Origin of the sequence: Paraburkholderia ferrariae NBRC 106233, assembly GCF_000685035.1 — a bacterium.
Lineage (GTDB): Bacteria > Pseudomonadota > Gammaproteobacteria > Burkholderiales > Burkholderiaceae > Paraburkholderia > Paraburkholderia ferrariae.
Genome location: NZ_BAYB01000015.1, coordinates 1 through 17,097, shown reverse-complemented (window position 1 = coordinate 17,097; position 17,097 = coordinate 1). Strand labels below are relative to the sequence as shown.

The following is a 17,097-nucleotide window of genomic DNA, read 5'->3' as shown; positions in this document are numbered from 1 at the left end:
TCGCTGCTTCATCTGTGCCCGAAAGATCATTCTGTCTGGCCACAATGTCGCCTGAGCGCCTTCGTCGCCGGGAGGCTCGATGGTTCCCACGTCCACATACAGAGAACGCACCGCCATCATGCTCGCGAGGTGCCATAACCGGGCGGCGTAAATGCCCACTGCCGCCGTCAATACGGCAAGAGCAATAACCGCAGCAGTGCAAACGGCCGTTGCACTCATATCGGTTTTCCCTTCACATGGACGACATATGTCGTGTTCTCCGGACAGTCAAACGCCCGCAGCACGGAATTCAACGCGCGGCGCCCCGGCACGCCGCAAGCACGCCGGCTCCCCCGAAGGGTTGCCTCCCCCGCTGCAATGCTTTTATAATCGCCCCAATCTTCGGGGAGTAGCCGCTCCGGACGCAAGGTCCGGAGGCGCACGTCAACATACTTGCCGGCCTTCGGGCGGCATGGCGTGCGCAGCACAAGCCTGGCAAGACCGATGACGTACATCCCCACCTGGCCGGGTCGCGGGGTTGTGTGTCATCGCGTGCTGACTGTGCGGCCCGGTTACAAGAAAACCCCATGGAATCCTTTCTCGTCTCGACCAGCGTCGTCGGCCTGGCCGAAATCGGCGACAAGACGCAGTTGCTCTCGCTCGTACTCGCAGCCCGTTACCGCAAGCCCATTCCCATCGTGCTCGGCGTGTTCGTCGCCACGCTGGTCAATCACGCCTGCTCGGGTGCGTTGGGCGCCTGGCTCGCGGGCGTGATCGATCCCAAGGTCATGAACTGGGCTGTGGTGGCCTCGTTCGCGCTGATGGCGGTCTGGATTCTCATTCCCGACAAGCTCGACGAAGCCGATGCCGTCGCGACCCAACGTCCGATGGGGGTGTTCGGCACCACCGTGCTGACCTTCTTCCTCGCCGAAATGGGCGACAAGACGCAGGTCGTGACCGTTGCCCTCGCCGCGCGCTTTCACGAGTTCTTCGGCGTGGTGGCGGGCACCACGCTCGGCATGATGCTCGCCAACGTCCCCGTCATTTACCTCGGGCACAAGTTCGCCGACCGTCTGCCGACCAAAGCCGTGCATATCCTCGCCGCCGTCATCTTCGTCGTGCTGGGCGGCTTCGCGCTGCGCACGGCGCTCTATCCGGATACCCACCCGATGTTCTGACGCCTCGCGACCCAGTGCGGGCTTTCGTGGAACGCCGAGAAAGCCCGCATTCCCGCCTCAACCGCGCACCCTCAAGCGAAACAGGGCCATATAAAAACAGCGAGGCGCCAGATAACTAGGTAAAAACCCTAGTATTGCGATAAAATCCCGGTTGTTGAGGGAAATCGCCACCATGCCGCACCGTTACCAAGTTCTCGAAAAAATCGCCTTTTCGCTGGTCGTTCTGTCTGCCGTGATGTGCTCGGGCTACATCGCCTGGGAAAGCTCGCCCGATTTTCGTCAAAACTTCCAGGTGGGCAAGGACCTGTTCCTGAAGAGCGGCGAATACTCGTATGCCTGCGCAACCGTTGCCGCCGATCCGTGCGCGCAATTCCCGGTTGAGTAAGCCGTAAGCCGTTCCGGTTACGCCTTCCCCGCACGGCGCGGGTCTCTTTGGATTGCATCCGCGAGCGTTTCGACTAAGCTCGAATCTGGTCTCGCCTCCGGGCTTGTTCGACCATGCTCATCCGCGCCTGCCTGCCGAGCGGTCCTGTCGCGTCGTGCGCCGTCGTGCTGCGGCGCCTGGGTTTCGCTTTGCCCCTGTTGTTCGCAAGCGCCTGCACGATCACGCCGCCGCAGCGCCCGCTCCTGATCATCCCTTCCGAAGCGATCAACAGCAACACGCTCGACCAGTACCGGACCTCCGTGGCGCAGCGCATTGTCGAGCGCAATCCCTCGTATATCCTGCATGGCACGCCGCAGGCGATGCTGCGCTCGCTCGTCGTCGTGTCCTTCGTCGTGGATCGCCGCGGGCAGGTCGTGAAGTCGTCGGTCTATCGCACCAACGGCGACGACGAAGCCGAAGCCACCGCGCTCTCGACGCTGCGCCGCGCGGCGCCGCTGCCTCCCCCGCCCTCGCGGCTGCTCAATTCGGCGGGCCAGCTCGAATTGTTCGAAGACTGGCTCTTCAACGACAACGGCAAATTCCAGTTGCGCACGCTCGCTTCGCCGCAGGCGCAAAACTTCGACTGAGCCCGTCGATCCGGCACCTCGGCTGGCCAACCGGCTGAACAGCTAACAGGCCGCCCTGGCCGAGCTTTCCACTGCCTTGCTGCGCACGCCGCACGGTCGTTATAATTTTCCGCTATCCCCTGCCGGCTCCGCCCGGCTTCGTCCGCCGATGCGCGCCACCCGCCCGCCTCGACGGATACCGACCGCGCCTGCCCCACGGCACCGTTCAGCACCGCTCGGGACCGTTCGGCACGCCGCTGCGCCCATCCTCGCGCAGCCGCGCCGGTCGAATCGCACCCGCCCAGGCCGGGCCCGCGCGATGCATACTGATGCATCGTGGCCGGTCCGCCGGCCGCGGCCAGCAAAAAACCGCCAACAGACATCGGGATGCCCGGCTCTCGCCCGCACCCCGTACAAAGACCCGCGCGACGCCCCTGGGCGACGACGCGCGTCACAACGACTGGAGACCCGACGATGTCCACCTCCCCGATTTCGCCCGCGCGCGCCGATCAGTCCGACGCGGCGCCAACGCGCACCTCACGCGTGATCTTCGCGAGCTTCATCGGCACCGCGATCGAGTTCTACGACTTCTATGTGTACGCAACGGCCGCCGCGCTCGTGATCGGCCCGGTATTCTTTCCGCACGGCTCGGCCACGGCCCAGGCGCTTTCGGCGTTCGTCACGTTTGGCCTGGCGTTCGTCGCGCGGCCCATCGGCTCGTTCCTGTTCGGCCACTTCGGCGACCGCATCGGCCGCAAATCGACGCTCGTCGCGTCGCTGCTCGTGATGGGGCTCTCGACCACGCTGATCGGCTTCGTGCCCGGCTACGACGCGATCGGCAGCCTCGCGCCGATCCTGCTGTGCGTCCTGCGCTTCGGCCAGGGGATCGGTCTGGGCGGAGAATGGGGCGGCGCCGCGCTGCTCGCCACCGAATACGCGCCAGAGGGCAAGCGCGGCTGGTTCGGGATGTTCCCGCAACTCGGCCCGTCGGTAGGCTTCCTCGCTTCGAACGGCCTCTTCTTCGGTCTCGCTTCGACGCTCTCCGACCAGCAGTTCCGCGACTGGGGCTGGCGCGTACCGTTCATCGTCTCGGCGGTGCTCGTCGCACTGGGTCTTTACGTGCGCCTGAAGATCGCCGAAACGCCCGCGTTCAAGGCCGCCGTCGAACGCGAAGAACGCGTGCGCGTGCCGGTCGCGACGCTCCTCGCGAAGCACTGGCAGCCGACGCTGCTCGGCGCGCTCGCGATGGTGGTCTGCTACACGCTCTTCTACAACGCCACGGTGTTCTCGCTCTCGCACGGCGTGACGGCGCTGCACATTGCGCGTCCGACCTTCCTCGGCATGCTGTGCATCGCGGTGGTGTTCATGGGCCTCGCCACGCCGCTCTCGGCCTGGGCGAGCGACCGCTTCGGACGCAAGCCCGTGCTGATCGTCGGCTGCATCGCCGCCATCGCTTCGGGCTTCACGATGGAGCCGCTGCTCGGCAGCGGCTCACTGCCGCTCGTGCTGCTCTTCCTCGTGATCGAACTGTTCCTGATGGGCGCCACCTTCGCGCCGATGGGCGCGCTCCTGCCCGAACTCTTCCCCACCAGCGTGCGCTATACCGGCGCCGGCGTGGCGTACAACCTGGGCGGCATCCTCGGCGCTTCGGTGGCGCCGTATATCGCCCAGGTGCTCGCAGCGCGCGGCGGCCTGTCGTGGGTGGGCGCCTATGTGTCGATTGCGGCCGCGGTCAGCCTGTTCGGTGTCCTGTGCATGCGCGAGACGCGCCACACCAAGCTGATGTAAAACGCGCGGCTTCGGCCCATGAAAAAAGCGGAGGCCGCGACGCGGTCTCCGCTTTTTTTGTCCACTTTGAGCGCAAGCGGCACCTGACTATACTCGAAGCACCAGGTCAGCATTTCCGGTCAGCCCCACTGCTCTGCCCGATTGCTCTGCCCATCCACGGAGCCAACGATGAACCTTCATCTGAGCAACGCCGATGTCGTCCTGATGATCGCCCTCGCGCTGGGCATTGCGCTGCTGCTGGCCTTTCGCCTGCGCACAGCGAGCTGGCGTGCCGTCCTGATCGAGGCGGTTGCCGCGAATGCCGCTGCCATCGCGGCGGTGGTCGCCCTCGAAATACTCTTTGCCTGAACGGCTTTCTGCTGGCGGCGCACATGCCGCCTTCACTCTCCCGACCGGTTAGTAGTAGTAGCCGTGATGGTAGCCGCCGCCGTAGTAGCCTCCGGCCGGCACCACGACGCATCCGCCCAGCGCCGCCGCGAGCAGTGCACCTGCAATGAGGGTAAGCGTCAGTCGTTTCACTTCATTCTCCCGTCGAGTCAATGTCTGTTGTCCGGTGCGCTTTGGGCTCGTCCCTGTGCGGCGTCCTGACGATTCAGATTGAACACGACGGCGTCTGTGCGAGGCGTTGCAATTTGTAAGTAGCGGTGTGGCACGTGTTACACGCAACGGGCCTTTCCGTGCCGCGCCGCCGCGCCCGTGGCGAATGCGTCAACAACGGCTCAACAACGAGCCAACTCGCGGCGACACTTTTAACAAACGTGTAAACGGACGTGGCGCAGACGTGACGGAAAAATGTGCGCGGGGTGTCGGTCGGGTATCGACCAGCAAGGGAGGTCCGAAGTGGCTTCGCACGCGTGCGGCGCCTGCCGCCTGCGCGCGAAGCCCTCGTTCGTTCAGATAGATGAACCGGCTGCCGGTCAGGCAGCCGAAGTTGCCGCGTCTTGCGACGCGGCCCCCGTGCGCGGCGGATAAACGGCGCTGACCGCATCGATTGCGACTTGCACAGGGGGCACGTGCTGCCCGTCGCCCACCGATATCGAGCGCCCCGGCGCCCGCACGCCGAGGTGCACAGCGGGCGTGGCGACGAAGATCATCACGGTCGGCTTGAGCAGCGCGTGAGCCAGATGGACGAAGCCCGTATCGGTGCCGACCACGAGCGCAACGTCTTCGATGCGCTGCGCCACCTGCGCAACGGTGAGGCGCGGCAGCACCACCGCTCCCGGCACGAGCGCGGCGATTTCATTGGCCGTGTCGCGTTCGGCATCCGAGCCCCACGGCAGTTCGATGCGCAGGCCGCGCGTCTGCAGATCGCGGCACAGTTCGCCCCAGTGCTCGACGGGCCACTTCTTGTCGTCCTTGGACGTCGCATGGAAGATCAGCGCGGTCGGCGCCTGCGGAGCGGGCAAGGCCGTCCCGTCGCGCGGAATCTTCATGTTGAAGTCGGGCGGCGTATCGACCGCGTAGCCGAGCGCCTCGCCCGTGCTGATGCGCATGCCGAGCCACGCGTCGCACTTCGGACGCGGTCCGAAGCGGCCGTTGTACGCGAATGCGGCACCGCGTTCGCCGAGATCCTGGGCGAGATAGCCGAAGCGCCGCTTCGAGCGCGCAAGCCACGCGATGATCGCGCTTTTATACACCCCGTGAATGTCGATCACGGCGTCGTAGCGTTCGGCGCGCAGTTCGCCGATCGACGCGGCAATCGCCTTCAGGTCGGCCCAGCTGCGGGTTTTCTTGAAGCGGCGCAGCGGCGCATAGAGCACACGATCGACGCCGCCATTCCAGCGCACGATATCGGCAAACAGCTCGTCCGAGGCCCAGTCCACCTTGGCGCCCGGGAATTCACGCTGTATGTCGGCCACGACCGGCAACGCCTCGACGATGTCGCCCAGCGAGGTCACCTTGATAATCAAAAACCGTTTCATTGTCCTGACGGCTCGCATTCCATGTGTTTTCCCGAGATTTTAACGGAATGGCGGTGCCCGAAGGCGCCCCGTCCTCGCGCGGCTCCATCGCTCAATCGGGCCCTTGTTTACCGCACATAAATGTCCCCGCCGGAAAGCGCTGCTGTCCGGTTGAAAACCGCCATATGCAGGAGCGCCGCTATAATTTCGTCTTTGCGCCCCGAAAAACCCATGCAAACGGCTAGCCCCGAACTCTTTCCGACCGTCGTGCGGCGCGCACGGCGCCTCTGGCGGCAATACGGCGTCCTGTGGCTCGGGGCGATCGCGGTCGGGCTCGTGGCGGTGTTCTACGCCCGCCTGATCGACTGGGGCTACAACGCCTTCCTGCACATGCAGCGCGAGCACGTCTGGCTACCGCTCATCGTGACGCCGGCCGTCGCGGCCGCCTCGGTCTGGCTCACGCGCACCTTCTTTCGCGGCTCCGAAGGCAGCGGTATTCCTCAGGTCATCGCCACGCTCCACGCGCGGCCCGGCGAATCCGGCGCGCGGCTCCTCACCCTGCGCATTCTGGCCGGCAAGATCGCCGTGTCGTTTCTCGGCATACTCGGCGGCTTCACGATCGGCCGCGAAGGACCGACGGTGCAGGTCGGCGCCGCGCTCATGTTCAACATGCGGCGGTTCTATCCGCGCTCGAACGTGCTCATCGAACGCAAGCTCGTGCTGGCCGGCGCGGCCGCCGGACTCTCCGCCGCGTTCAACACGCCGCTCGCCGGCATCGTGTTCGCCATCGAGGAACTCACGCGCAGCTTCGAGGCGCGCGCAAGCGGCGTGGTGATCACCACCATCATCATCGCGGGCGTGATCGCGCTGGGCGTGAACGGCAACTACACGTACTTCGGCACGATCCAGATCGGCGCGCACTTCCCCGACCTGCTCGCCGTGGCCGTCGTGCTCACCGCCGTCGTCACCGGCATCGCCGGCGGCGTGTTCTGCTGGCTGCTGCTCAACACCGCGCGCTGGATTCCCACGCCGCTGCGCAAACTGCATAGCGAGCGGCCGGTCGCGTTCGGCGCGCTCTGCGGACTCGCCATTGCGCTCATCGGGCTGGTTTCGGGCGGCACCACGTTCGGCAGCGGCTACGCCGAAGCGCGCGGCCTGCTCGACGGACACGAGCATCTTTCGCTCGCGTATCCGTTCCTCAAGATGGCGTCGATGGTGGGGTCCTACCTGCCCGGGATTCCGGGCGGCATCTTCGCGCCGTCGCTATCGATCGGCGCGGGCTTCGGCAACGCGCTGCACATGGTATTCGGCAGCCTAGAGCTGCAAATGCTGATCGCGCTGGCCATGGTGGGTTATCTCGCGGCGGTCACGCAGTCGCCCATCACGTCGTTCGTCATCGTGATGGAGATGATCAACGGCCACGCGCTCGTGATCTCGCTGATGGCAACCGCGCTGATCGCAAGCCGCGTTTCGCGCCTCTTCGCGCCGCCGCTCTATGAAACGCTGTCGCTGCGCTATATGGCGCCGCAGCCGGCACCAGCGGCGGCACCCCAGGCGGAATCGGGCGAAGCGGCCTCAGCCGCGGAAGCCGCCGGCGCGCCCCACGCGGACGCGGCACCCGAGGTGCCCGAGCCGCTCAGACGAAACGAGCCCGACAACGCAGCAGCGGACGAGAACGCCAATCGCTGATGCGCCGCGGGCCCGGGCCAGGCCGTTGACATCGGGGTCAAGCAGCCGGCCTAGTAGATGACGACAGGCGCAGGCCGGTAATAGACCGGCCTCGCCGGCACGACCACGCAGCCGGCCAGAATGACGGCGAGCGCCGCCACCGCCAGCAGTTTCTTGCTCATGATGTTGTTCTCCTTCCCTGATTCTGCCTGCCTGTAGTGCAACCTTCGTGTAACCTTCGTGCGACCTTCGGGCAGCCTTCGGGCGACCATCAGGTCAACCCTCAGACAGCCCTCAGGCAACGATCAAGCAACGATCAAGCAGCCCAGTGGCCATCCACCCAGTGGTAGTTCGGGCCATGCGCGACCCAGTGGCCCGGCACCCAGTGGTAGCCCACGCGCTCGCGCTGCCAGTGACCGGTGATCCACACGTACTGGCCGTGATCCCACTTCCAGTGGCCCTTGTCCCAGACATAGCCGACGCGCGGCGCGGGCACCACTTCGATGCGCTCTGCGGGCGGCGCAATGTTCGGCTCGACGACGACAACCTCAGCAAAAGCCGGCGCGGCAACGGCGCAAACGCCGGCCGCGAGGAACGCAGCCTTCGCAAGCATCAGGCGGACAGACTTGTTCATATGGATCACCCCTTGGAGTTTTTCGACGCCGAGATTGGCGCTACCCGATCAATGCGCGAGGACGCGTTTTCGCTGACAGCGGGCGTATTACGACTTGGGGTGAAGTGAAACCGAATGTTTCGCGCAAGGCGAACGCAGGGCGGCGAGGGATGGACGATGCAGGACGGAGGGCGCGGCCGCGGACAAAGCGGCCGCGGCCCGCGCCGCGAAGCGGCGTGCATGACCGAAGCGAGAAAGCCGCCGCCCAGCGAAGAACCGGGCGACGGCGAAGCGGATCACGAGGCCGTCACGCCTCGCTACACCATCAGGTGGGCGTCATCAAGCCTGCGGAATCTCGATCTTGACCTCGAGCACTTCGAGGTCGTCCTGACGTTCGAGACTCACGCGTATATCCTCATCGGAGATCTTCACGTACTTCGAGATCACCGCAACCAGTTCGCGCTGCAACGCCGGCAGATAATCGGCGGGCGGATGGCCGCCTGCCCGCTCGTGAGCGATGATGAGCTGCAGGCGTTCCTTCGCTACCGAGGCGGACTTCTTCTTCTCGCCGAGAAAAAACGAAAGAAACGACATGACGTGCGCCTCCCTTACTTGTTGCCGAAGAGGCGCTGAAAGAGGCCCGGCTTCTGGTAATCGGTGAAACGGAGCGACTTGTCTTCGCCGAGGAAACGCGAAACGACGTCCTTGTACGACTCGGCGACATCGGTGCCGTCGAGGTGCACGGCCGGCAGGCCCTGGTTCGAGGCATGCAGCACGGCCTCCGATTCGGGAACCACGCCGATCAGCTCGATGCGCAGGATTTCCTGAATGTCGGTGAGCGAAAGCATTTCGCCTTCGCTCACGCGCTTCGGGTTGTAGCGCGTGATGAGCAAGTGCTCCTTGATGGGATCCTTGCCTTCGATCGCGCGCTTCGTCTTCGAGGAGAGAATGCCGAGGATGCGGTCCGAGTCGCGCACCGACGAGACTTCCGGGTTCGTCACGATGAGCGCTTCGTCGGCGAAATGCATCGCAAGCAGCGCGCCCGACTCGATGCCCGCGGGCGAATCGCACACGATGTACTCGAAGTCCATCGCCACGAGATCGTTGATGACCTTCTCCACGCCTTCCTTCGTGAGCGCGTCCTTGTCGCGCGTCTGCGAGGCCGGCAGGATGAAGAGGTTCTCGCACTTCTTGTCCTTGATGAGCGCCTGGTTCAGGTTCGCTTCACCCTGGATCACGTTGATGAGGTCGTACACCACACGGCGCTCGCAACCCATGATGAGGTCGAGATTGCGCAGGCCCACGTCGAAATCGATGACCGCGGTCTTGTGGCCGCGCAGCGCGAGGCCCGATGCGAAGCTCGCGCTCGTGGTCGTCTTGCCCACGCCGCCCTTGCCCGAAGTCACCACAATGATTTTTGCCATTCCCTTAACCTTGTGTTCGTCAGTTTCTTCAGTTTGGTCCCATCGCGCGCCGTGCTTCCGGTTTGTGCCGGCGCGTCAGGTGAGCCTCAACGGTTCGATCAACAGTTTTTCCGCATCCAGCCGGATCTGCACCGGCTTGCCGGCCACCTCGCCGGAGAGCGGGACTTCGGTCGTACGGTAGATACCCGCAATCGAAATCAGTTCCGCTTCGAGACACGTGCAGAAAATGCGCGCGTCGTGATTGCCGTGCACGCCCGCCAGCGCCCGGCCGCGCAGCGGCGCGTAGATGTGGATGTTGCCCTCGGCAATCACTTCCGCACCGTTCGAGACGAGGCCGAGCACGACCACGTCGCCCTTTGCGTAGATACGCTGGCCCGAGCGCAGCGGACGGTCGATCACGAGCGTCGGCTCCGTGCGCGCCGCTCGCGATGCGCCGGCGTCGGCCGCCGCCCCGTTTGCTTCGTCCGCGGGGGTTTCGTCGGGAGAGGAAAAGAGCTCGGGCTGCGCCAGTGCTGCGGACGCGGCCTGCGGCTGCGCCATAGCGGAAGTTTCGGCGGCGGCGGCGGCTGCGGCGACGGTTGCGCCATCGGCAGCACCGGCTTCGTCTGCCGCCGCTTTCGCGCCGGCGCCGCGGCGGTCGCGCGCCTCGAGAAACGGCAGGCCCGCCTCGGCAGCCCAGCCATGCTGCGCAGGCTGGGCGACGACGCCAATCGGGCGCATGCGCACGCTTTCGAGCAGGCGCGCGATGTCGCCGAGCGCCACCTGCTCGCCGTCGGCCAGGCGCCGCAGGTCGATGGCGACCGTATCGTTCGCGAAGAATTCGGGCGTAGCCTCGAAGCGCCGCGTGAGTTCGGCGCGCATGGCATCCAGCTCGGTCGTCTTGACCACGAACAGCAGCGTATCGACTGAACCGCTCTTCAGTTCAAAATATGGCGATTTCCTGGGCGACATGGCTTTCGGCGAAAAATTTTGCGTATTTTACAGGCGCCGACGCGCACGGCCATCATTTTTAGCGGATCGATCGGACAATCCGCTACCGGAGCCGCCCGATCAGGCGCACGGGCACGCGGCATTTCGACAAGGGAACGATGAAACCGGGCGCGCGCCCACGCAGCGGCGCGCCCCTGGCCCCCGTGCCGCTAATGCGACGCCGCGCTCAGCGAGCGGCTCGCGATATCGCGCATGAGCAGCGTTTCCCACTGCTCGGGGGACTGCTTGCTGCGCGCGTGGTCGCCGGTGGAAACAAAGCCGAAACGCTCGTAAAAGCGCATGGCCGTGGTGTTGTTGTCGGTGATCCAGGCGTAGGCCTGGGTCGCGCCCTCGGCCACGAGCCAGTCGATGGCGGCATTGAGCAGCAGCTCGCCGCCGCGCAGATGCCGAACGGCCGGAGCGACCCACAGCGCCGAAACGAACGCGCGGCGCGCCGGCGCGCTCTCGAAACTCGCGCCGATGAGGCCGGCGGGATGGCCCTCGGTGTACAGGATGAACGACGTGCCGGAGTGCGACTCCGCGTACCGGGCCGCCGCCGCATCGAATAGCGCTGCATCCGCAGAGAGTGCGTCTTCGAGCGTGGCATCGCCGAACGCGTACGGCGCATCGCGCAACGACGCAGTTCGTAGCTCGCGGAGCACGGCACCCTGATCGGCAGCGATACGGCGAACGGTCAGTGACGGACTCATGCAGTCGTAAACCCCTATAAACCAGTAAAACGTAGCTTTAACCGAACTCGCCCCGGAGTCAAATCCTTATTTGACAAAACTGGCGGATCGTCGCGCGGGCGCTTCACGGCCGCCCCGGCGTGCACGCAGCCCTTTACAGATGGCCGCGCAGCCGTCATGCACTCATCTGGCCGACGGGGTCAGGGCGACTCGTAGCCGCCGGTGCCGTCCGGCCAGGGCGTGAGCAGCTCGTAGCCGTCGTCGGTGACGGCCACCATGTGCTCCCACTGTGCCGAGAGCGAGCGGTCCCTGGTCACCACCGTCCAGCCGTCGCGCAGCACGGACGTGCCCGCGCGGCCGGCATTCACCATCGGCTCGATCGTGAAGACCATGCCCGGCTTCAGGCGCAGGCCCTGCCCCGGCTGGCCGTAGTGCAGCACCTGCGGTTCCTCGTGATAGACCTTGCCGATGCCGTGGCCGCAGTACTCGCGCACGATCGAAAAGCCGTCGGCCTGGGCGCGGCGCTGGATCGCATGGCCCACGTCGCCGAGCGTCGCCCCGGGCTTGACCTCGCGGATGCCGGCCAGCATGGCCTCGTAAGTCGTGTCGATGAGCTGGCGCCCGACCGGGCTCGGCGTGCCCACGGTGTACATGCGGCTCGTGTCCCCGAAATAGCCGTCCTTGATCACGGCGACGTCGATGTTGATGATGTCGCCGTCCTTGAGGATCTCGTTGCGGCTCGGAATGCCGTGGCAGACCACCTGGTTGACCGACGCGCAGATCGTTTTCGGAAAGCCCAGGTAGCCGACGTTGGCCGGCACCGCCTTCAGCGTGTTGACGATGAAATCGTTGCAGATCGCGTCGAGGTCGTCGGTGGAGACGCCGGACTTGACGTGTTCGCCGATCATCGCGAGCACGTCGGCGGCGAGCCGGCCGGCAATGCGCAGACGCTCGATGTCGGCGGCGGACTTGTAGGAAATAGCCATCTGTGAACCGAAGTGGGCGCGACGCCGCTCGCGAAGCCGCGCCGCCAGATCAAAGAAGCGATTGTACCGGGGGCGAGCGCGCCCGCCAGCCACCGGATTCGGATACGCCCGATTGTCCGGGCGCATGTTGCCCTCGAGAACAAGAGTCATCTTACAACGCTCGACGGCGAATGCCAGATCGGGGATGGGGTGTTGCGCTTCTGTTCGTTGCCGTGCGTGCGGCGAATCGGGTGCCTGACCGGACCGGGGTAAATAATTCGCAATCCATATCATTACCGCAGATGGAGCCCGGGCGATGAACGCCTGGGCGGCGCATGTCCTTGCATTGCAACGGGGGGAGGTAAATCAATAAGAGGTAATGGATGCGGCGTGCGATACCCCGTATTGCTTCAAAATATCGAGCACACGCTCCGATACAACGAGTCGCAATCCAGATCCAATGCCAAAGTCATCCTTACCCGGTTCACCAACGGCTTTCAACCAGACAAAATCCGGGACCGCCTTGTTTGCATGGATTTTCTCGAATTGATCCGACAATGTTATTTCGACGAAATCAAATTCGACACCCGATAATTGCCGATTTTCGATTTCGCGAGCCAGATCCTTTGTGGCAATGTAGCAAGGTGTGCTCTCCAATAGAGGATCGCCAAGCCATCCTTCAAGTTCATAGTGCAACCGGGTAACCACCATTTTTCCCGATGATCGGTTGATTATCGTGCGCTCCCCAAAACCGCCCGCCACTTCAGGTTCTATCACGTAGTAATTTTCCATTTCATATTACCCTCCTGGTGGTTCGATGCGGTGCATAGGTGCGCGGCGACAGGCGAACTATTCGCTTAAGAGGCGCTTGAGTTCATCAAGGAAGGAAGCAGCCGTATGCCCCCACAAACGGGGATTACACTGGTAACCAAATTCATCTTTAAACGCTGCGTCCAGATCATCTGGATTATGGATTTTGAACGCATCTATCTCGGATATTGTTGCATCAACCTCATCCTTTGACCGTCCTTCTTTGTATGACAATACCAGCTCCTGTATTGTGTCTCCGAACAGGTCAAAATCTTCGTGAAAACGCCCAAAGATTAACTGCTCCAGGTTTTCATATTTTTCATCAGTCATTTTCGCGTGCCAGTCGCTCACGCAACTGTGCTTCAGTACGCCCCACATGCTTCAGTATCGTGTGCCCGCCGAAAGCGACAGGCCGATACAGTTCGCCATGTCGGGACTGGCCTTCATCGCGTCGGCCAACTTCGTAGTGCCCTGCTGGGTCAGCGTGACGGTATCCCGGCCTGTCCAGACCTGACCTGCAAACCGCCCCATAGACGATTGGAAAGCATTTCTGTCTGGCTGATCGACTGGCGGCCCAGTACGGCTGCCAGTTGCGGGGTGCTCAGTACCACGCGCATGCCGTCCGAATCCTGCTGATACGACATTCCGAACTCCTCTGTAGCTGTTGGTACTGTCAAGCTAGCAAGCGGCCACAGGGGTAGGGAATGGGCGATGGATGATTTTGGGGACCTGGTGCGATCAACGAAGTCAACATAGCCGGTATTCGACGGCAAGGTAACGGGGCTGTTACTCGTTCCCGGCAAATCGGGAAGTAAATGGATATTGCGCTTCACCAGCCCGGTAACGGGCAAGCGCCGCGACGCGGGCTTGGGTGTCTTTCCTGAAATCTCGATATTGGACGCGCGCAACAAGGCGCTCGCGATGCGCACCCAACTCGACGCGGGGAAAGACCCCATCGAAGAACGCGACCGCGAACAGCAAGCCGCCAGCGTCGTCGCCGCCGCACTCACCTTCGAGAAAGCGGCGCGTAAGGTCCACGAAGAACTTAAACCCGGATGGAAGAACGAGAAGCACGCCGCCCAATGGATTGGCACGCTTGAGACTTACGTGTTCCCGAAGCTCGGCGGAAAACCGCTCGATGCAATCATGCCCGCCGACTGCGCGGACGTGTTGCGGCCTATCTGGTTGGAGAAAGCCGAGACCGCCAGCCGCGTCCGCCAAAGGATGCATGCGACTTTGCAATGGTGCTGGGCGCACGGCCATATCTCGGCGAACCCGGTTAGCGTGGTAGACCATCTTTTGCCGAAGCAGAACGCGAAGAAAGAGCATCAACCCGCGATGCCCTGGCGCGATATCCCGGCATTCGTGAGGGCTCAATTGTCTGATATCGAACCCGGCGACAACACGCGAGCGGCTTTACTGTTCCTGATTCTCATGGCGGCGCGTAGCGGCGAAGTACGCGGAGCGACGTGGAGCGAGTTCGACCTCGACGGCGGTATCTGGACGGTTCCCGCTTCAAGAATGAAAGCGGGAGAACCGCATCGCGTTCCGCTTTCGTCAGCGGCGCTCGATATCGTCAAGACGTTGAAGGAACAAAAGCAGCACGAGACGTTTGTGTTTCCTTCGGTGCGCGGTAAGGTGCTATCCGATATGACCTTGAGGGCGCTATTGCGCCGGGTGAAGGCGAAAAGCGATACGCCGGGCCGCGTCGCGACTGCGCACGGTTATAGGTCAAGTTTTCGCGATTGGTGCAGCGAAAACGGCTACGCACGCGACCTTGCCGAGCGGGCGCTCGCGCATACCATCGCAAACAAGGTTGAAGCGAGCTATCACCGCACAGATTTGTGCGAACTGCGCCGCCCGATGATGCAACAGTGGGCGGCGCATGTTTATGGTTGCGCCGATTGACTCGGGTTACATCCGGATGCCAGTAAAGCTACAACCGGACGACGAGCAGTTCAGCGACGAACATATGCCGGATATTTGATATCCAGTGTTTTATCATTTACGGTTCAGTTCTGGACTCTTGTTTTCCCAGCGAAATATTTTTTCTTCTCCATCTTCCGTGGTGTAGTGAATCACGAAGCCATTCCCTTCCGCTGCTGCGTCGGTTATGGACTGCATAACGTCAGTATCCGATTTGAGACCTAGGTTTATACGTGCAACGGGCACAGCGGCATACCCGCCCTGAAATATCTTATATACGTAGATTGAATTATTGGACGCGCTTAGCACCAGGTCATTCTTTGCATTGACGGCGAGAACAAATGAAAACGGTTTACTGAGGCCAAATTTTTCACTATAGAAGAAAGTCGCAGCGCACCCCGTTCCGCATGGGACCAAGATAGAAAATACACCATCGCTCAGCCCGACATTCGACGGCGGAAATGGATAGTGCATTAATGTTTTACTGTGCCCGCCTTTCTTCAGCGCGATGGTGCATTTATCCGTCGGGGTATCTTTCTCCGAGCAAGTTGTTTCGATTTGTGCGTCGCTGTTCGCGAAATTGGTAATTTCATGAATTTGATTTGCAAAAACTGTACTACAAATTGCGGCGACAACCAACAATGCACCAATATTACGGGCGATAAAAGCGATACGCATGCTCGCTAACTCCTTCGGGATTCTGGACTCGCTTTTCGGGGGCGGCAAACGGCGGCACGGCGGGGTATTGCGCTGGGTTTGTCGCGTGTAGCGCTGCTTGTGCGCCGGGGCTATAGTAGTTCGTTGCGCCAGGAATGATATTGGCGGTATCGGGCGCACTTAGCACCTCTTCGGCCGCTCGCTGAGCGTCAGCCCAGGCTGGGCCGGTGGGATTATGTATGGCGTGGTAGTTCACCGGGTCGATTGTGGCGCTCCAACAAGTGAATTGATATGGTGCAGTGACTATCTGCTTATACGTTTTATGTCCCCTTTGGACTCGATTGCGAATTATCCACGCCACTGCGAGTTTTGATTGATAGCTCTCGCCTCTGGCCTCGCCATACAAGGTGCGAGCCAAGTAATCCAAATCCTCTGCATTGACGGTAGAGACTGCAATAAAATTGCCCACCAACCCGATCGGATTGATGTGATACACATCGGAACCGGGGAAGCCGGGAATTCCAGCCGCTACCTCGTCCCACCACACAAGGTTGGCGATCCGCTTTTTTTCCTCTTCGTGTTCCGGCTTCGGCCCGGTACGCTCTTCGATGGCATCGACAAGCGCCTGCCACTTCGCCGGGTTGGCCCATTCGCTTTCGTGTTTCGGAATAAGACGCGACGCGCGAAACGCCGCCCACGGAAACCCGCCCTGGGCGCTCTGTCCCAGGCTGCAAAGGTCGTCCGCCGCGTGACTGCCGTCGCCCGTCGGATAGAGCGCACGGTAGATCGCGGCCATCAGCGGGCTGAGCTTGCCAAGTGAACCCGCGCCGGGCGTATCGCCGCCGAGCGCATAGTCCACATAGTCCGCAGTGGTCGCGAAAATGGTGTGTGTCGGGTCGTGGTCCTCGTCGTAGCACTCGAAGTCAGTCCAGCTTTGCGCAGACTCGCGGGTCACACGACCGCCCTCGAAGCTCTGTTCGCGCACCCATCCGCTAATCGGGTTGCGTAGCGCGTCCGCACCGGCCATCTTCCACCAGCGCCGTGTGTGCCCGTCGTTGCCGTTGTTCTTTTCCATGAACATATGCACATCGTCCTGGGGCAGCGCGGCGAACTGGTAAACCTGAATCACATCGGTCTGTTTCGGGTCCGTGCCCGGTTGCCCGTTGGCGTGGGTCTGGTAGAGCGTCGTTCCACGGCCCACGCGCAGAATGGTCGGATCCTGCGACACGCCCAGGTCATTCCACTGATTCGTGATGGTGGGCGTTTCCTCGACGTGTGTGTCAACCCAGGCGCGTCCCGCCTTGATGAACGGTTTGATGTCCTCGCCGCAGAACACCTCGATGTGCGCCATCCGGGTTCCGCCCGAACACTCGTTGAGCGAGTCATAGCGGCCCAGGTGGCCCATCAGGTCGCCTGCCTTCACGGGAATCCCACCGCCCGTGCCCTGCGGGTCGTTCGCCGTGCAAGCCCGGTTCGTCGTGACGATTACCCGCTCGAACATCGAATCGAGGATGCTCTCTTTCGCGACCGGACCGCCATT

At 62.8% G+C, this 17,097-nt stretch carries 19 protein-coding genes, 1 pseudogene and 1 riboswitch; of the genes and pseudogenes, 7 read left to right on the top strand and 13 right to left on the bottom strand.

All coding sequences use genetic code 11. The annotated features are described in order from the left end of the window. The first annotated feature begins 371 nt into the window (after nt 1-371). Nucleotides 372-544, top strand: a riboswitch (yybP-ykoY riboswitch). Nucleotides 545-566: 22 nt separating this feature from the next. From BFE01S_RS18060 to BFE01S_RS39190, 5 genes are all read left to right on the top strand, one after another. Then, nucleotides 567-1,157: a TMEM165/GDT1 family protein gene (locus BFE01S_RS18060; protein WP_028226713.1), complete on the top strand. Its 591-nt coding sequence runs from the start codon at nt 567-569 to the stop codon at nt 1,155-1,157. A 172-nt stretch (nt 1,158-1,329) separates the two neighbouring features. After that, nucleotides 1,330-1,542: a hypothetical protein gene (locus BFE01S_RS18055; protein WP_028226712.1), complete on the top strand. Its 213-nt coding sequence runs from the start codon at nt 1,330-1,332 to the stop codon at nt 1,540-1,542. A 113-nt stretch (nt 1,543-1,655) separates the two neighbouring features. Then, nucleotides 1,656-2,168 carry a TonB family protein gene (locus BFE01S_RS18050; protein ID WP_084170026.1) on the top strand — a complete coding sequence of 171 codons (513 nt, stop codon included), beginning with the start codon at nt 1,656-1,658 and terminating at the stop codon, nt 2,166-2,168. A 453-nt stretch (nt 2,169-2,621) separates the two neighbouring features. Beyond that, nucleotides 2,622-3,935 (top strand): MFS transporter, encoded by a 1,314-nt coding sequence (locus BFE01S_RS18045; protein ID WP_028226710.1) that lies wholly within the window; start codon nt 2,622-2,624, stop codon nt 3,933-3,935. 168 nt (nt 3,936-4,103) lie between these two features. Beyond that, nucleotides 4,104-4,283 carry a hypothetical protein gene (locus tag BFE01S_RS39190; RefSeq protein ID WP_042337917.1) on the top strand — a complete coding sequence of 60 codons (180 nt, stop codon included), beginning with the start codon at nt 4,104-4,106 and terminating at the stop codon, nt 4,281-4,283. Between the two features lie 48 nt (nt 4,284-4,331). On the opposite strand, the gene BFE01S_RS46260 is transcribed toward BFE01S_RS39190, so the two are convergent. Then, nucleotides 4,332-4,454 carry a hypothetical protein gene (locus tag BFE01S_RS46260; RefSeq protein ID WP_281177403.1) on the bottom strand — a complete coding sequence of 41 codons (123 nt, stop codon included), beginning with the start codon at nt 4,452-4,454 and terminating at the stop codon, nt 4,332-4,334. Nucleotides 4,455-4,852: 398 nt separating this feature from the next. Next, nucleotides 4,853-5,857, bottom strand: a complete 1,005-nt coding sequence (waaC, locus tag BFE01S_RS18030; protein WP_028226709.1) for a lipopolysaccharide heptosyltransferase I — start codon at nt 5,855-5,857, stop codon at nt 4,853-4,855. 210 nt (nt 5,858-6,067) lie between these two features. On the opposite strand from waaC, the gene BFE01S_RS39185 reads away from it, so the two are divergent. Continuing rightward, nucleotides 6,068-7,525: a chloride channel protein gene (locus tag BFE01S_RS39185; RefSeq protein WP_042337915.1), complete on the top strand. Its 1,458-nt coding sequence runs from the start codon at nt 6,068-6,070 to the stop codon at nt 7,523-7,525. Between the two features lie 295 nt (nt 7,526-7,820). Here the strand turns inward: BFE01S_RS39185 and BFE01S_RS18015 are convergent, their stop codons facing one another. The 9 genes and pseudogenes from BFE01S_RS18015 to BFE01S_RS43170 all read right to left on the bottom strand — a co-directional run. Then, nucleotides 7,821-8,138, bottom strand: a complete 318-nt coding sequence (locus BFE01S_RS18015) for a YXWGXW repeat-containing protein (protein WP_028226707.1) — start codon at nt 8,136-8,138, stop codon at nt 7,821-7,823. Between the two features lie 318 nt (nt 8,139-8,456). Then, a complete protein-coding gene (minE, locus tag BFE01S_RS18005; protein ID WP_027795398.1) occupies nt 8,457-8,711 on the bottom strand; it encodes a cell division topological specificity factor MinE in 255 nt (84 codons plus the stop codon). 14 nt (nt 8,712-8,725) lie between these two features. Further along, nucleotides 8,726-9,541, bottom strand: coding sequence for a septum site-determining protein MinD (gene minD, locus BFE01S_RS18000; protein ID WP_028226706.1), 816 nt, complete (start codon nt 9,539-9,541; stop codon nt 8,726-8,728). A 75-nt stretch (nt 9,542-9,616) separates the two neighbouring features. Further along, the gene (gene minC, locus BFE01S_RS17995) at nt 9,617-10,492 is read right to left on the bottom strand and encodes a septum site-determining protein MinC (RefSeq protein WP_028226705.1); all 876 of its coding nucleotides are present in this window, start codon (nt 10,490-10,492) and stop codon (nt 9,617-9,619) included. 188 nt (nt 10,493-10,680) lie between these two features. After that, a complete protein-coding gene (locus BFE01S_RS17990) occupies nt 10,681-11,220 on the bottom strand; it encodes a GNAT family N-acetyltransferase (RefSeq protein WP_028226704.1) in 540 nt (179 codons plus the stop codon). 179 nt (nt 11,221-11,399) lie between these two features. Then, nucleotides 11,400-12,185, bottom strand: a complete 786-nt coding sequence (gene map / locus BFE01S_RS17985) for a type I methionyl aminopeptidase (RefSeq protein ID WP_028226703.1) — start codon at nt 12,183-12,185, stop codon at nt 11,400-11,402. Nucleotides 12,186-12,530: 345 nt separating this feature from the next. Further along, nucleotides 12,531-12,956: a hypothetical protein gene (locus tag BFE01S_RS17980; RefSeq protein WP_028226702.1), complete on the bottom strand. Its 426-nt coding sequence runs from the start codon at nt 12,954-12,956 to the stop codon at nt 12,531-12,533. 57 nt (nt 12,957-13,013) lie between these two features. Continuing rightward, nucleotides 13,014-13,325 carry a contact-dependent growth inhibition system immunity protein gene (locus BFE01S_RS17975; protein ID WP_245621134.1) on the bottom strand — a complete coding sequence of 104 codons (312 nt, stop codon included), beginning with the start codon at nt 13,323-13,325 and terminating at the stop codon, nt 13,014-13,016. Continuing rightward, nucleotides 13,306-13,618, bottom strand: a pseudogene (locus tag BFE01S_RS43170) (RNase A-like domain-containing protein); the annotation flags it as partial. The gene BFE01S_RS17975 and the pseudogene BFE01S_RS43170, both read right to left, overlap by 20 nt. A gap of 139 nt (nt 13,619-13,757) precedes the next feature. Here BFE01S_RS43170 and BFE01S_RS39180 point away from each other — a divergent pair. Beyond that, nucleotides 13,758-14,882 (top strand): tyrosine-type recombinase/integrase, encoded by a 1,125-nt coding sequence (locus BFE01S_RS39180; RefSeq protein WP_084170024.1) that lies wholly within the window; start codon nt 13,758-13,760, stop codon nt 14,880-14,882. A gap of 93 nt (nt 14,883-14,975) precedes the next feature. Here BFE01S_RS39180 and BFE01S_RS44380 read toward each other — a convergent pair whose 3' ends face one another. Both BFE01S_RS44380 and BFE01S_RS45065 read right to left on the bottom strand, forming a co-directional pair. Further along, nucleotides 14,976-15,578, bottom strand: coding sequence for a hypothetical protein (locus BFE01S_RS44380; RefSeq protein WP_156967063.1), 603 nt, complete (start codon nt 15,576-15,578; stop codon nt 14,976-14,978). Continuing rightward, a partial coding sequence (locus BFE01S_RS45065) for a cell wall hydrolase (RefSeq protein WP_218002916.1) occupies nt 15,553-17,097 on the bottom strand: 1,545 nt, incomplete at its 5' end. The genes BFE01S_RS44380 and BFE01S_RS45065, both read right to left, overlap by 26 nt.

Coding starts and splice junctions, on each gene's coding strand:
- minD (WP_028226706.1), bottom strand. CDS start 9,541: ATGGCAAAAATCATTGTGGTGACTTCGGGCAAGGGCGGCGTGGGCAAG.
- map (WP_028226703.1), bottom strand. CDS start 12,185: ATGGCTATTTCCTACAAGTCCGCCGCCGACATCGAGCGTCTGCGCATT.
- BFE01S_RS18055 (WP_028226712.1), top strand. CDS start 1,330: ATGCCGCACCGTTACCAAGTTCTCGAAAAAATCGCCTTTTCGCTGGTC.
- BFE01S_RS39190 (WP_042337917.1), top strand. CDS start 4,104: ATGAACCTTCATCTGAGCAACGCCGATGTCGTCCTGATGATCGCCCTC.
- BFE01S_RS18045 (WP_028226710.1), top strand. CDS start 2,622: ATGTCCACCTCCCCGATTTCGCCCGCGCGCGCCGATCAGTCCGACGCG.
- BFE01S_RS18015 (WP_028226707.1), bottom strand. CDS start 8,138: ATGAACAAGTCTGTCCGCCTGATGCTTGCGAAGGCTGCGTTCCTCGCG.
- waaC (WP_028226709.1), bottom strand. CDS start 5,857: ATGAAACGGTTTTTGATTATCAAGGTGACCTCGCTGGGCGACATCGTC.
- BFE01S_RS39185 (WP_042337915.1), top strand. CDS start 6,068: ATGCAAACGGCTAGCCCCGAACTCTTTCCGACCGTCGTGCGGCGCGCA.
- BFE01S_RS18060 (WP_028226713.1), top strand. CDS start 567: ATGGAATCCTTTCTCGTCTCGACCAGCGTCGTCGGCCTGGCCGAAATC.
- BFE01S_RS17980 (WP_028226702.1), bottom strand. CDS start 12,956: ATGGAAAATTACTACGTGATAGAACCTGAAGTGGCGGGCGGTTTTGGG.
- BFE01S_RS17990 (WP_028226704.1), bottom strand. CDS start 11,220: ATGAGTCCGTCACTGACCGTTCGCCGTATCGCTGCCGATCAGGGTGCC.
- BFE01S_RS44380 (WP_156967063.1), bottom strand. CDS start 15,578: ATGCGTATCGCTTTTATCGCCCGTAATATTGGTGCATTGTTGGTTGTC.
- BFE01S_RS18050 (WP_084170026.1), top strand. CDS start 1,656: ATGCTCATCCGCGCCTGCCTGCCGAGCGGTCCTGTCGCGTCGTGCGCC.
- minC (WP_028226705.1), bottom strand. CDS start 10,492: ATGTCGCCCAGGAAATCGCCATATTTTGAACTGAAGAGCGGTTCAGTC.
- minE (WP_027795398.1), bottom strand. CDS start 8,711: ATGTCGTTTCTTTCGTTTTTTCTCGGCGAGAAGAAGAAGTCCGCCTCG.